Below are 13041 nucleotides of genomic sequence, written 5' to 3' on the forward strand. Positions count from 1 at the left end.
AAACCGTCATTCGGTGAGGTTGCCCGATGGAGAAAAGCCCCGACGCCTTCCGCACCATCAGCGAAGTTGCGGACGATCTCGACCTGCCGCAGCACGTGCTGCGCTTCTGGGAAACGCGTTTTTCGCAGATCAAGCCGATGAAACGGGGCGGCGGGCGGCGCTACTATCGGCCCGACGACGTCGAATTGCTCAAGGGCATTCGTCACCTGCTCTACGATCACGGCTACACGATCAAGGGCGTCCAGAAGCTCCTGAAGAACAACGGCAACAAGTTCGTCGCCGCGATCGCGAGCGGGGATCTGGCAACGGTCGAAGCGCTGGCCGCCGCCAGCCAGGAGGAGCCGGTCGCGCCCAAGACCGCCGACGACGACCAGATCGTCGGCCGCGCCAAGGCGCCCGCCAGCCGCCGCTTCTTCTCCTTCGTCGGGGGCGGGAGCGACGATGCGCCGGAAGTCTCGATCGGCAAGAGCAGCGTCGGCAAGGAAGACCGGGCGCTGTTGCAGGAAGCGCTCTACGATCTGCTCGAGTGCAAACGCTTGCTGGACCAGGTGCGCTGACGTCGCAGCGGGCACCGCCCGGCACATAGCCGCAGCGATTTGCGGCCATCGGCGACATAGCTCGCCGCCTGTGCCTCCCTGGCTTGCGCCACCTTTCCCGAAAATGTTCAAATCCTTCCGCGCGAGGAAAAGGGCGCTGTAGCCGCGCGCGTTATCGCCCCGTGCGATTGGCAAAGCGCGCGCAGCGGTGTCCGGCATCGCAGGTCCCCTACGCGTGATGGCCGCGCCCCGGGTTTGCCACGCAAATGACGGCCGCGCCGCCCGTGTTTCTTCCAAAAGACCTGTCGAGCGAGTTCGACTCTTGGCCCCTTCCTGACCGGTGGGTTTCGAACGGGTTTCGGTCGAGCCTCTCCCTTCGCCTGCCTCGAAAGACGTGCATCAACAAAATATTTCAACCGGCCTCACCCAATTGGGGGAGGCGGAGCCGTCATTTTGACTGTTTAACAAGTTGTTAAAGCCGTTTGGGGGAGCGGCGGGCAGGGCGTCGCAGCGTCAGAGGCAGAGCTCGGCCGGCACGGCCACGCGCCGCTGGAAGCGACGGCAGCAAACGAGGGGAGAGTGACAGAATAGCGAACACAGGCCGGCGGCGCCGATCGCGCGACGCAGAGCACACCACCCCAGGTCCGGAGGACGACGGCGCGGACGAGCACCACTACTGCATATTAAATCAGATCTTCTCAATAACTTAAGGAGCATTTTGAAATGGCACGCAAGATCAAGACCATAACGGGTTCGGGCAAGGCTGAACTTCTGCGCGGTACGAACCTGATGGACCGCATTCTCGGCAACGGCGGCAATGACGACCTGTACGGCTACGCAGGGAATGACACGCTCGACGGCGGCTCCGGCAACGACTATCTGAACGGTGGCGACGGTGACGACAAGCTGTACGGCGGCGACGGTCGCGACTATCTGACCGCCGGCAACGGCAACGACTACCTGGATGGTGGCAAACACGACGACCAGCTCTTCGGTGGCGAAGGTAACGACCGGATGCTTGGCGGCGACGGCCATGACTACCTCTCGGGTGACAATGGCAATGACATCGTGGATGGCGGAACCGGCAACGACCAGATGCATGGCGGAGCGGGCAACGACAAGATGTACGGCGGTGCCGGAGACGACTACATCTCTGCATCGACCGGCGATGACAATGTCAGCGGCGGCGACGGCAATGACACGATCTATGCTGGCAGCGGCAAGAATACGGTCAACGGCAACGCTGGCGATGACGTAATCTACGGTGGCAACGAGGCCGACGTTCTCAGCGGTGACGACGGCAACGACACCATCTACGCTGGCAACGGCGACAACAAGGTCTGGGGCGGTAACGGTAACGACCGCATCGAGACGGGATCGGGCAACGACACTGTCAGCGCCGGAGAAGGCAACGACGCGGTCTACGCAGGGTCGGGCAATGACGTGATCTCTGCTGGCGGCGGTACAGACTTCATCGACGCCGGAGCCGGCAACGATACGGTCCACACCAACGGCGGCTTCACCACTGTCTACGGTGGAACCGGGACCGACACGATCTACGTTAGCTCCAATGCCAACGGCGCAGACGTGTTCGCTGGAAACGACAACGACAAGATCAACGTCGCCAGCCTGTCGACCTCCAACGGCGAGTACAATCTCGACGGCGGCAAGGGTTCGGATACGCTGAACTTCGCCCTCGCACAGAGCTCCTACACGATCACGGATCTCGGCGGCGGTTCCTGGACCATCACAGACTCCAAGAACAACCTGTTCAACGTTCGCGGCGTCGAGCGCCTCAACTTCAACGGCCAAGCCTACTACGAACAACCGGTCGTTACGACTGCTAACGGTACTCTCGACGAGGGTGCGGTCAAGGCTGACGGGACGCTGCTGATGGGCACCGGTATCGCTGCGGACAACATGAACATCGTTACGCACAACGTTTCCGGTATCGAGTTGGGTCTCAAGGCCTTCCAGCACAAGGGAGACTATGGTGACGCTTCTGTCGATGGCAACACCTACCACGTACGGGACGGCTTGTCGGCCCAGCAAGCTGGCCGTGCAGACTGGTCCTTCGCCATGACGGTGGAGCAGGGCCTGAACGGGGCGCGTATGACGGTGGGCAACAAGCAAGTGAAGGGTGACTTCGACGTCGGGATCTACCTCGACATTGACCCGACGGCAGCAGACAATTTCGTGTTCATCGGCAACCTCGAAGAGATCGCTGACAGCGTGACCAGCAACCCGAACGCCTTCCAGAACGCGTGGAACATCGGCTTCGACTTCCTCAAGGCAAAGTTGGGTGCCTACGGACTAGGCGACTTCAACGGGCTCGCCGAGTTTGGGTTGGAGCTGCGCCTCACCGACGTGGCCACCGGCTCTGTCGTCGCGAAAAACGAGATCAACGTGATCGTTGACGGCGACGACCCGGTCGTTACGAGTGCCAACGGGACTCTCGACGATGGTGCGGTAAAGGCTGACAAGACGACGCTGCTGATGGGCACCGGCATCGCTGCGGACAACATGAACATCGTCACGCACAACGTTGCCGGTATCGAGTTGGGTCTCAAGGCCTTCCAGCACAAGGGAGACTACGGTGACGCTTCTGTGGTCGGCAACACCTACACCGTACAGGACGGCATGTCGGCCGCGACCGCTGGCCGTGCAGACTGGTCCTTCGCCATGACGGTCGAGGAGGGCCTGAACGGGTCGACCATGACGGTCGGCAATGCGACGGAGCAGGGTGACTTCGACGTCGGCATCTACCTCGATATCGACCCGACGGACGCGGACGAGTTCGTGTTCATCGGCAACCTCGAAGAGATCGGCGACAGCGTGACGAGCAACCCGAACGCCTTCCAGAACGCTTGGAACATCGGCTTCAACTTCATCAAGGAAAAGTTGGGTGACTACGGAGCAGGCGATTTCGAAGGGGCCGCCGAGTTTGGGTTGGAGCTGCGCCTCACCGACGTGGTCACCGGCTCTGTCGTCGCGAAGAACGAGATCAACGTGATCGTTCACGACGACGACGCCATCCTGTAGGGACTGAACCAACTAGACAAGAGCAGCCCCGGCAGCATCAACCCTGCTGGGGCTTCGGGCCGTGGCGATCACGGTGGACGACGTCGTCAACGATATCACCGGTAATCGACTTCTTCATCATCAAAACACGAAAAATGCCCCCGGCGCGCCACCTTCGTCGAATGCGGTCTTCCCTCCACCGCAACAGCGCACCGGATTCACCGGCCAGCGACCATGAAACGACATGGAGCTCCAAGGGCGTGGGCGGCAACAATTAAGTGTATCACGCAGGAGATTTCCAATGAGCATCATTAACGGAACAGCAGATCCCGACAACCTTGCCGGTACGAGCGCTAGCGAGGCCATCAACGGCTTCGCCGGTGATGACATTATCACGGCTGGCGATGGCAACGACTTGATTGACGGCGGCGAGGGCAACGACACGATCGACGGCGGCGCCGATGAGGATACGGTCATGTATTCCGGGAACCAGGGGGACTACAGCGTCACCGACCTCGGCGGCGGATCCTACCGGGTGAAGCACATTACCCCAGGCGCGCAGGACGACGGAACGGACGTGCTCACCAACATAGAATTCCTGAATTTCAATGGTACAACATACGTTGCCATTGCAGATGCGGTCACCAACCAGGCGCCGACCGGCACGGGGGTGGGCGTGCCGGTGGCGGACGGCGTTGAGGACACCCCCTACACGGTCAGCACGGCGAACCTTGTGGCGGAGTTCAGCGATCCGGATGGCGACCCGCTGTCGATTTCGGCGATTTCGGCCAACAACGGTGCGACGGTCACCCCCAACGAAGCCGGCGACGGCTACACGGTGAAGCCGGCCGCGAACTTCCACGGCATCGTGACGCTGACCTACACGGTCAGCGATAACAAGGGCGGCGACATTGCGCATACGCGGTGGATCGAATTTGTGCCGGACAACGACGAGCCGACGGGGACGCCGGACGCGGTCCTGCCGGCCGGCACGGAGGACACCCCCTACACGGTCAGCACGGCGAGCCTGCTGTCGGGGATGACCGATGGCGATGGCGACCCGTTGTCGATCACGGCGATTTCGGCCGACGAAGGTGCCGAAGTCACCGCCGATGGCGCGGGCGGCTACACGGTGAAGCCGGCGGCGCACTTCAACGGCACGGTGACGCTGACCTACACCGTCAGCGACGGCAAGGGCGGCGAGACTGAGGTCACGCAGACGGTGACGTTTGCCGCCGTCGAGGACGAGCCGACGGGCGGGGTGACGATCACCGGCACGGCGATCGAGGACGGCACGCTGACGGCGAACGTCAGCACGCTGGACGACGCGGACGGCCTCAACCCTGCCGACCTCACCTACCAGTGGATGCGCGGCGATGAGGTGATCCCCGGTGCGAACGGCGCGAGCTACACGCTCGGCCAGGATGACGTCGGGGCGGAGATCACCGTGGTGGTCAGCTACACCGACGGCGAGGGCAACGCGGAGACCGTCACCAGCCCCGCGACGCCGGAAGTCGCAAACGTCAACGACCCGTTGACGGGTACCGTGACGATCGAAGGTGAGGCCATCGAGGACGGCGTGTTGGAGGCGATCCATGACGACCTCGACGATCCGGATGGACCCGGCACCATCACTTACCAGTGGATGCGCGGCGACGACGAAGTGATCGAAGGGGCAACTGGCAAGACCTACACGTTGACCCAAGCCGATGTCGGAGCCGGGATATGGGTGGTCGTTTATCACACCGATCAAGGCGGCACGAAGGAGAGCATCGAAAGCGATGTCACCGACCCCGTTGAAGACGTTCTGCACGATCCTGACGCGGTTAACGATGCGGCAGAAGTCTTCGAGTACGGCACCGTTTCGGGCAACGTCAAAAGCAACGACACGGACGCCGATGACGACCCGATCGCCATCACCAGTGTTTCCGGTGCTTCCGGTACGGTGGCTGTCGCTGCCGGTCCGATCGCCGCGACCATTGTCGGCCGCTACGGCACGCTGAACCTGCTGGCTAACGGCATGTACAGCTATGAAGCCAACGACGCCGAATCCCTGGCTGCCGGCCAGAACGAGGTCGACGTGTTCACTTACACGGTCTCGGACGGAAAGGGCGGCACCGATACGGCCACGCTCACCATCACCGTCAAGGGCACGAACGATGGCACGAACGGCAATGACCTCCTGCGAGGCGCCGATCAGGACGAGAGCTTCTCGGGCGGCATTGGCGATGACATCATCGATGCCAGGGGCGGTGACGACGTGCTCAACGGTGGCGATGGCGACGACATCCTCAAGGGGGCGTCGGCAACGATACGCTGGACGGCGGCGCTGGCCTCGACATCCTGACGGGCGGTGCCGGCAACGACACCTTCGTGCTGGGTAAAGAAAACGACGTGGTCGTCGACACGGCGGGGATCGACACGATCACATCTACGATCACCCGCAGCCTTGCCGGCTACGCCGGGATCGAGAACCTGACCTTGGTCGGCGGGGATGCGATCAACGGCACCGGCAATAGCGGGGCGAACGTCATCACCGGCAACGACGCTGCCAACGTGCTCGAGGGCGCGGGTGGTGCCGACCTGCTGATTGGCGGTGCCGGCAGCGACACCTACATCACCGACGGCGGCGATACGATCGTTGAAGCGGTTGACGAAGGTATCGACACAGTGCGCTCCAGCGTCTCACTGGTGCTCAGCGAGAACCTGGAAAATCTCGTTCTCACCGGCTCGGCAGCCGACGGCACCGGCAACAGCCTTGCCAACACCATCACCTGCAACGGCGGTGCCAACAGGCTGGACGGCGGTGCAGGCGACGACGTGCTCGACGGCGCTGGCGGCAAGGACACGCTGATCGGCGGCGCCGGCAACGACACCTTTATCACCGACGGCGGCGACCAGATCGTCGAGGCGGCCAGTGGGGGGACCGATACGGTACTCTCCAGCGTTTCGCTAACACTCGGCGCGAACCTGGAGAACCTGGTCCTCACCGGCTCGGCTGCCAAAGGCACTGGCAACAGCCTCGCCAACGTCATCACCGGCAACAACGCCGCCAACGTGCTGAACGGCGGCGGCGGTGCGGACAAGCTGGAAGGCCGTGGCGGCAACGACACCTATATCACCGACGGCGGCGATACGATCGTCGAGGCGGCCAATGGGGGAACCGACACCGTTTACTCCAGCGTCTCGGTGACGGTCGCGCTTGGGGCGAACCTGGAGAACCTGATCCTGACCGGAAGTGCGCTCAAGGGGACCGGCAACAGCTTGGCCAACGTCATTACCGGCAACAGCGGTGCAAACACGCTGCTCGGCGGTGCGGGCGATGACACGCTCAATGGCGGGCTCGGCAAGGACACGCTCACCGGCGGCAGCGGCAAGGACCTCTTCATCTTCAACACGAAGTTGTCCTCGGCCAACATCGATCTCATCACTGACTTCTCGGTCAGAGATGACACGATCCGCCTGGAAAACGCGGTGTTCACCGCCCTGACGAAGACGGGAGCGCTTGCCTCCTCCGCCTTTGCCGCGAACAAGACCGGGCTTGCGACCGACAAGTACGACCGCATCATCTACGAGACGGACACCGGCAAGCTGTTCTACGATGCGGACGGCAACGGTAAGGGAGCGGCGGTGCAGTTCGCCACCCTGACGAAGGGGTTGGGGCTCACATCCGCCGATTTCTTCATCATCTAAACGCGAAAAATGCCCCCGGCGCGCCACCGCGCCGGGGGTATCACCCCTTGCGGCAAGCGCTCGCCATTAACGCGACGATCGCCTCGACCGCCTGGCCCCGTCTCGATGGACCTATATCGCCCGAAACGTCGGCCATGCGGCCGGACGTTTCCATAAACGCCGTCGCGCCATTGACCCAGGGGTGGCAGGTCGCCGGCATCTTCTTACGATTCGGCTGCGCGACCATCCCGGTATCTGCGAGCTCTGCCTTCAAGTTCGCGAAATCCTTCTGCCGCCGACATTTCCGCTCTCCCGATCTCCTCGGTCGAATGCGGCCTTCCCTCCACCGCAACAGCGCACCGGATTCACCGATCGGCGCCCACAACGATCCGCCGCAAGTGATTTGCACCAGGGCTTGTGTCCGCCGCAACTTTTACAAGGAACTATTTGATTCATCGAGACGATTCCGGTCTGTCGATCAAAGACTGGGAACGAGATCTGAGTGAACTCCTAGTGTCGCCAAAAGTAGATCCAATTAAAGAGTGCAAATGACCGATTGGCGCATACCTTTCCGAGAAAGTGACGAACCGCGATCTTATGGTGGCTATAAAATTTACAGCCAATTCAATCACCGGTAGCTAAGTGTTTGACTTTAATGGTTGGAGCGGCGGGATTCGAACTTTATATGGGGTGGGGTCGTAGTGTTCACAACGCGCTGAATCAGTCGACACTATGACCGCGTGAGGAGCGGCTGGGTACAGTTTGTATCGCTAACCGCGGCGTCTTCTTCCCTCTAATGGAACACGACGATGGACTTCGGTATTCATCGTCTCCGGTGACGACGAAGCTATTTGCCTATTTGGGTTTCATCTTTATCCGGATGCACAGCCTGCTTGACCACACGGTCAAAGTCGCGTTCGATGCCGAACATCTTCGGCAGGTCTTTTCCCGCTATCCCAAGCTTTCCTCCGGTAGTCTCCAATATGGCGATCGCAGACGTGTGAGTTTCAACAACGAGGCTGGCACACTGTCTGAAACGTGCGAGTTCATGACGTCGGTTGAAACGCTCCGCAACCACGTCATTCACGACGGTCTTCTGGCGATATGCCGAAGGCGCATGAGCACATTCAGGATGGTGCCGCGGTCGAGAAGTCAAATGGCCAGTTATGGCCTCGATCGTTGGCCACCAGATGTTTTCGTCGCGTGAGGATGGGCAGCCGCCACCGGCAGCCCTGCCTCGAGGCACGCGGAGACAAACGATTCGCGCGCCACCGCCAGCGGGGTGCGGCGATTGAGCGCTGCACGGCATAAGCGAACGGCTCTCTCTCGCTTCTGGCTTCGCCGCAAGGGCCATTCGTTCTCAAGAAAATCAAGAGCCTCAAAGGGGCCAGCGAAGATGTGTTGCATACCGTTTTGCAGGCGAACGATAAGTGGAACAGACCACGGTAGATCGGGAACGAGCATCGGTTTCCTCCCTTCAATGCACAGGCCGAATTCAGAGGAAGCGCGATATGTATCGATGGAAATTCTTCGGCTTCCAGACTTCCGTCAAGCTGGCACCATGGCGAACCAAATGGGCCTGAAACTGAACCTAAAAACGTCGAGAAGTGCGCAATGTTCCCCAGGCTGATCAGCACGCCGGCCTAGTCTTGGGCGAAGCGGCGGCGGCGTTCGCCCAGACCCATGCGGCCTTCGCACCGTTCAGTGTGGTTTGCTTCCACGCGGATAATTTTCGTCGGTTCGGCCGCGTTTTTCCAAACTCACCAGCGCCAGGTAAACCGAGCAGTCTCTCACTCCAGCGCGGCACGATCTTAATGCCGACAACAGGAATTGTGATAACGTCTCTGTTTCGGAATTGTTGTCCGGACCCGGTGCCGGCAACTTTCCGCCGGCACCGGTCAACAGATGCCTCAAGCGGCCATTGCGTTCACACTCGATACTGCAAGTTTTGTCAGAACCTTGTCAGTGGTTTCTTCTTCGGCCAGCGTCTGCGACAGGAGATCTGCCGCCTCTTTCTGACCCAGAGTTTTTGCCCAGGTTATCAGCGTTCGATAACCGCTGATTTCGTAATGCTCGACAGATTGGGCACCCGCGATCAGACCTGCGTCGAGCGCATCACACCCCTTAAACCCTTCCATCACTTCTTTGCCTTCATCGACCAGGCCGATAATGGCTTCACAGGTTTTGCCGCGAGCGGGCCTGTCGATTAGCTCGAACACTTTTTGTAGCCGCTCGACGTGCATTTTCAGTTTCGTCAAGATGCTCTTCAAATGCCCTTTTGAGCTCCGGGGCTTGAGCCGCGCGGGCCATTTTCGGCAATGCCTTCAGAATCTGCTTTTCCGCATAGTAGATGTCTCTGAGCGTGTCATAGAACAGCTCGCCCAGATCTTTGGCTTGTGCTGGCATTTTGCTTCTCCTTCCCTTGAAGCGCCCGCCGTGCGAGGCCGGTTCTGGCCGGACGGCCGCCCACTTTCCAACGTGAGCGCTCGGCCAAAGTTCCTGCGGAAATTGGTTTCGCTCCCTAGCCAACGTTGAGGCGCGCCGGATTGGCGCTGCGGAACAAAACAAATCCCCGACCCCTTATGCAGCAATACCAACACAGGAGTGAGGATGAGAGATGAAAACCTCGACTATCGGAGCCATCGCATTGTTGATGGCGTGTTCCGCCGCCTGGGCGCAGAGCAATGTGCCGGCTGCAAAGCCGGCCGACAAGCCAGCGATCGTGATGCCTGGGGACCAGAACCCGGTTGCGCCGGTTACCGGCGAGAACAGTTTCACGGAAGATCAAGCCAAAGAGCGGATTGGTGACGCGGGCTACACCGGCATCTCGGATCTGAATTTGGACGAAAGCGGCGTATGGCGCGCCAAGGCGATCAAAGACGGCAAGCCCGTGGTCGTCTCACTCGACTACCAGGGCAATATTGTCGCCAATTGAACGTAAGGAGTACTGTGATGAGGACCGTAACAGGGCTGTTTGACACTTATGACGATGCACGGCGCGCTGTGAGCGACCTGGAGGCGGCGGGGATACCGCCGGACGACATCAGCATCGTTTCACACCGGGCTATCGACGGGGATAGCGAAACATATGTCGCGGAAGGCTTGGGGGCGGGAGCGGGCCTCGGCGCATTGGCCGGCGGCACAGGTGGATTGTTGGCAGGACTGGGCCTCATGGCCATACCTGGTATCGGGCCCGTCGTGGCAGCAGGTTGGCTCGTGGCCACCGCAGCGGGCACGGCAGCCGGGGCTGTCGCCGGTGGCGCTGCCGGGGGTGTTATCGGAGCCTTGATCAAATCCGGCCTCTCCGAGGAAGACGCCAATGTCTATGTCGAGGGTGTCCGTCGTGGCGGCACGATGGTGGTTGCAAAGGTCAGCGAAATGGACGTCGCCGTGGCCGAAGACATTCTCGATAATGCGCAGCGAGTTGATGTTGTCGCTCGCGGCACAGCATACCGGGATGCAGGATGGAGCCGGTTTGATGACGCTTCGCCGCCTTATACCGCAGCCGAAATCGACGAGGAGCGTCGACGCTGGCGGGTGGGCCGGTAGGACTGGTCGAAACTGACGTAGGTGATGCCATGCCAGACCTTGCGCCTGGTGGCTGCGGACTGATCTATGTCAGCGACAGCGAACCGGGCATCCGTCGGGAGAAACGCGGGCGCGGTTTCTGTTACCGCATGCCGGGTGGCGGGCGGGTGACCGATCCGGCGATCAAGGCCAGGATCGCTTCGCTCGGCCTGCCACCGGCGTATCGCGATGTCTGGATCTGCATGGACGAGAACGGCCATTTGCAAGCCACAGGCTACGATGCTCGCGGTCGCAAACAGTACCGCTATCACAATGACTGGAAAGCGTTTCGCAGTGACGACAAGTTTCGGCAGTTGATCCCATTTGGGCGCAGTCTGCCGAGGCTTCGCCGTGTCGTCCGGCGTCATCTCGACGGGCCGATCAGTGACGCCGATACAATTCTCGCAGGCTTGGTCACGTTGCTCGACGAAGAGCATCTGCGGGTGGGGAACAAAAGTTACGCTGAAGAGAATCGCACTTACGGTGCAACAACGCTGCTGAAACGGCATGTGCGGATCAGATCCGACAGGATTGAGATGGCTTTCACGGCCAAAGGTGGCCGGCGCATTCGTCGCGTCCTGCGAAATCCCCGCTTGCACCGAATGCTGGAGGCGGTGGCCGACTTGCCCGGCCGCCAGTTGTTTGTCTGGGAGGGCCCGGATGGTTCGGTTCGTCCGATCGATTCAGGCAAGTTGAATGCGTTTCTTGCAGAGCATGCGGGATCCGGGGTGTCGGCGAAGACATTTCGCACGTGGGCGGGAAGTGTGGCGGCCTTCACCGTGGCGCGAGCCGCGCTGGAGCGAGGGGAACGCCCGACAATCCGGAGAATGTGCGACGCGGCGTCCGCAATTCTGCACAACACCCCGGCGATCTGTCGCTCGAGCTACGTCCACCCCGATATCCTTGCCTTGGCGGATCGGCAAACGTCGTTGCCACGCGGGCCCCTTGCTGTTTCCCGATCAGTACCGGCGGGACTGCGTGCAGAAGAAAATCGGATGCTTGGCTTTCTGTCACGATGCGCCGGCGGAAGACGACCGACACTATAAACTGGATGGCCGGGTGGGCGCCCGTGTCATTGCCAAGAGTTAAGCCACTGCGAGGGGCAACACGCGGGTCACGCAGCGATAAACTTGTTGAACCGGCTTATCTTGCCTTCGAAGGTCTTGTCCTGATGCAGGAACGCCAAGTCGTTCTCGTCGAAAATGCGGAAGAAATCGTCCCAAGAGATCGCCTCCAGGGCGTCTTCAGGTTTCCCGAAATCAATCCTGAGGATCCCGCCCGTTTTCTCGCCTCTCACTTTCGCCGGGCGACCGTTGCGCTCTTCTACCCATTCGCGGATCTCAGTGTGATTGGATGTTGTTTTCGCATCGCTCATGGCTGGCTCCTATCTGTTTCTGCCGTCATCCGCATAAACTCCCCCTCAGAGGAGAGGTTTCCCATGGGGCGTTTACGCCACCGCCTTGAGCTCAGCCTTCGCAATGGCGAGTTCATGGGTGAGGCGTTCGACGTCACCGTCTACCTGCAATATCTGCACGAGATTGTCGTTCAGGTCTGCGATCTTGACGCCACGAGCGAGGCTGTCGCCCATCGCCCTGCGAACGAAACTGTCGTCGCTTTCTGGCGGGGCACGTGTCAGCGCCCGCACTGCTTCAAGAACTGGTCTGGAAAAACCTTCCGCTTCAAGCCGCTCAAGCGACCAGGAGCGAGTCTTCTCGACGACATCATGAAGAAAGGCGACCGTCTTCTCGTCTGCGGACGTGACCTGTTCGGCGACACGCCGGCAATGCTCAAAATACGGTTCTCCGACCTTGTCCAGTTGGGTTTGGTGAGCCGTCTGGGCGATTTCGATTGCGCGATTCAGTTGTTCGAAGTGGTTCATGACACCCTCCAGCGATGGCTGCACGCTGTCGAGTCATCAAGAGTTCGGTGGGACAGATTGTTCCTTCTGCCGAGCCGAATTTTTGACTGCTATCGTGGAACTTCAGGTCGCAAAACACATTATCGTCTTTCGCAAAGAGGAAGACTGTGATGCCAGCTAAATCAAAAGCACAGCAGAAGGCCGCCGGCGCTGCCCTGGCGGCCAAACGAGGCGAAATCAGCAAGAGTGAATTGAAAGGCGCTTCGAAAGAAATGGAAAAATCCATGAGTGAGGAGCAATTGGAGGGTTTTGCCGCAACGAAGCGGAAGCGCTTACCAAACCGCGCCAAGTAATACTTTTGTTAGGAAACTGAGGATGAGCAGACTG

The 13041-nt window shown here is 60.4% G+C and carries 13 protein-coding genes and 1 pseudogene; 8 read left to right on the forward strand and 6 right to left on the reverse strand.

The window, feature by feature from the left end; all coding sequences use genetic code 11:
- Positions 1 to 26: 26 nt before the first annotated feature.
- The 4 genes from IB238_RS03910 to IB238_RS03930 all read left to right on the forward strand — a co-directional run bounded on the left by IB238_RS03910 (position 27) and on the right by IB238_RS03930 (position 7250).
- Complete coding sequence (locus IB238_RS03910; RefSeq protein ID WP_192243752.1) at positions 27 to 557, forward strand: MerR family transcriptional regulator; 531 nt, start codon at positions 27 to 29, stop codon at positions 555 to 557.
- A gap of 702 nt (positions 558 to 1259) precedes the next feature.
- Positions 1260 to 3578: a calcium-binding protein gene (locus IB238_RS03915; RefSeq protein ID WP_192243754.1), complete on the forward strand. Its 2319-nt coding sequence runs from the start codon at positions 1260 to 1262 to the stop codon at positions 3576 to 3578.
- Between the two features lie 280 nt (positions 3579 to 3858).
- Positions 3859 to 5904, forward strand: a complete 2046-nt coding sequence (locus tag IB238_RS03920) for a cadherin-like domain-containing protein (RefSeq protein WP_192243755.1) — start codon at positions 3859 to 3861, stop codon at positions 5902 to 5904.
- Entirely contained in the window at positions 5901 to 7250 is a 1350-nt protein-coding gene (locus tag IB238_RS03930; RefSeq protein WP_246723583.1) for a calcium-binding protein, read from the forward strand. Before IB238_RS03920 ends, IB238_RS03930 begins: the two co-directional genes overlap by 4 nt.
- A 40-nt stretch (positions 7251 to 7290) precedes the next feature.
- Here the strand turns inward: IB238_RS03930 and IB238_RS03935 are convergent, their stop codons facing one another.
- The 4 genes and pseudogenes from IB238_RS03935 to IB238_RS03950 form a co-directional block, all read right to left on the reverse strand.
- Positions 7291 to 7503, reverse strand: coding sequence for a hypothetical protein (locus IB238_RS03935; RefSeq protein ID WP_192243757.1), 213 nt, complete (start codon positions 7501 to 7503; stop codon positions 7291 to 7293).
- 573 nt (positions 7504 to 8076) lie between these two features.
- On the reverse strand, positions 8077 to 8316 hold the full coding sequence (locus IB238_RS03940; RefSeq protein ID WP_192243759.1) for a hypothetical protein: 240 nt from the start codon (positions 8314 to 8316) through the stop codon (positions 8077 to 8079).
- Between the two features lie 77 nt (positions 8317 to 8393).
- Positions 8394 to 8693, reverse strand: a complete 300-nt coding sequence (locus tag IB238_RS03945; protein WP_192243761.1) for a DUF982 domain-containing protein — start codon at positions 8691 to 8693, stop codon at positions 8394 to 8396.
- Positions 8694 to 9139: 446 nt separating this feature from the next.
- Positions 9140 to 9635, reverse strand: a pseudogene (locus IB238_RS03950) (ferritin-like domain-containing protein).
- 211 nt (positions 9636 to 9846) lie between these two features.
- Here IB238_RS03950 and IB238_RS03955 point away from each other — a divergent pair.
- Genes IB238_RS03955 through IB238_RS03965 form a run of 3 tightly spaced genes read left to right on the forward strand, consistent with a single transcriptional unit; the run spans position 9847 to position 11842 of the window.
- Complete coding sequence (locus IB238_RS03955) at positions 9847 to 10164, forward strand: PepSY domain-containing protein (RefSeq protein WP_192243762.1); 318 nt, start codon at positions 9847 to 9849, stop codon at positions 10162 to 10164.
- A gap of 17 nt (positions 10165 to 10181) precedes the next feature.
- Positions 10182 to 10778: a general stress protein gene (locus IB238_RS03960; RefSeq protein ID WP_192243764.1), complete on the forward strand. Its 597-nt coding sequence runs from the start codon at positions 10182 to 10184 to the stop codon at positions 10776 to 10778.
- 29 nt (positions 10779 to 10807) lie between these two features.
- Positions 10808 to 11842 carry a DNA topoisomerase IB gene (locus IB238_RS03965; RefSeq protein WP_192243766.1) on the forward strand — a complete coding sequence of 345 codons (1035 nt, stop codon included), beginning with the start codon at positions 10808 to 10810 and terminating at the stop codon, positions 11840 to 11842.
- 68 nt (positions 11843 to 11910) lie between these two features.
- On the opposite strand, the gene IB238_RS03970 is transcribed toward IB238_RS03965, so the two are convergent.
- Positions 11911 to 12171 (reverse strand): hypothetical protein, encoded by a 261-nt coding sequence (locus tag IB238_RS03970; RefSeq protein ID WP_192243768.1) that lies wholly within the window; start codon positions 12169 to 12171, stop codon positions 11911 to 11913.
- 72 nt (positions 12172 to 12243) lie between these two features.
- Positions 12244 to 12675, reverse strand: a complete 432-nt coding sequence (locus IB238_RS03975; protein ID WP_192243770.1) for an HD domain-containing protein — start codon at positions 12673 to 12675, stop codon at positions 12244 to 12246.
- Between the two features lie 149 nt (positions 12676 to 12824).
- On the opposite strand from IB238_RS03975, the gene IB238_RS03980 reads away from it, so the two are divergent.
- On the forward strand, positions 12825 to 13007 hold the full coding sequence (locus tag IB238_RS03980) for a DUF3008 family protein (protein WP_192243772.1): 183 nt from the start codon (positions 12825 to 12827) through the stop codon (positions 13005 to 13007).
- Positions 13008 to 13041 lie beyond the last annotated feature (34 nt).

The sequence above is a fragment of the Rhizobium sp. ARZ01 genome, from assembly GCF_014851675.1.
Lineage (GTDB): Bacteria > Pseudomonadota > Alphaproteobacteria > Rhizobiales > Rhizobiaceae > Mycoplana.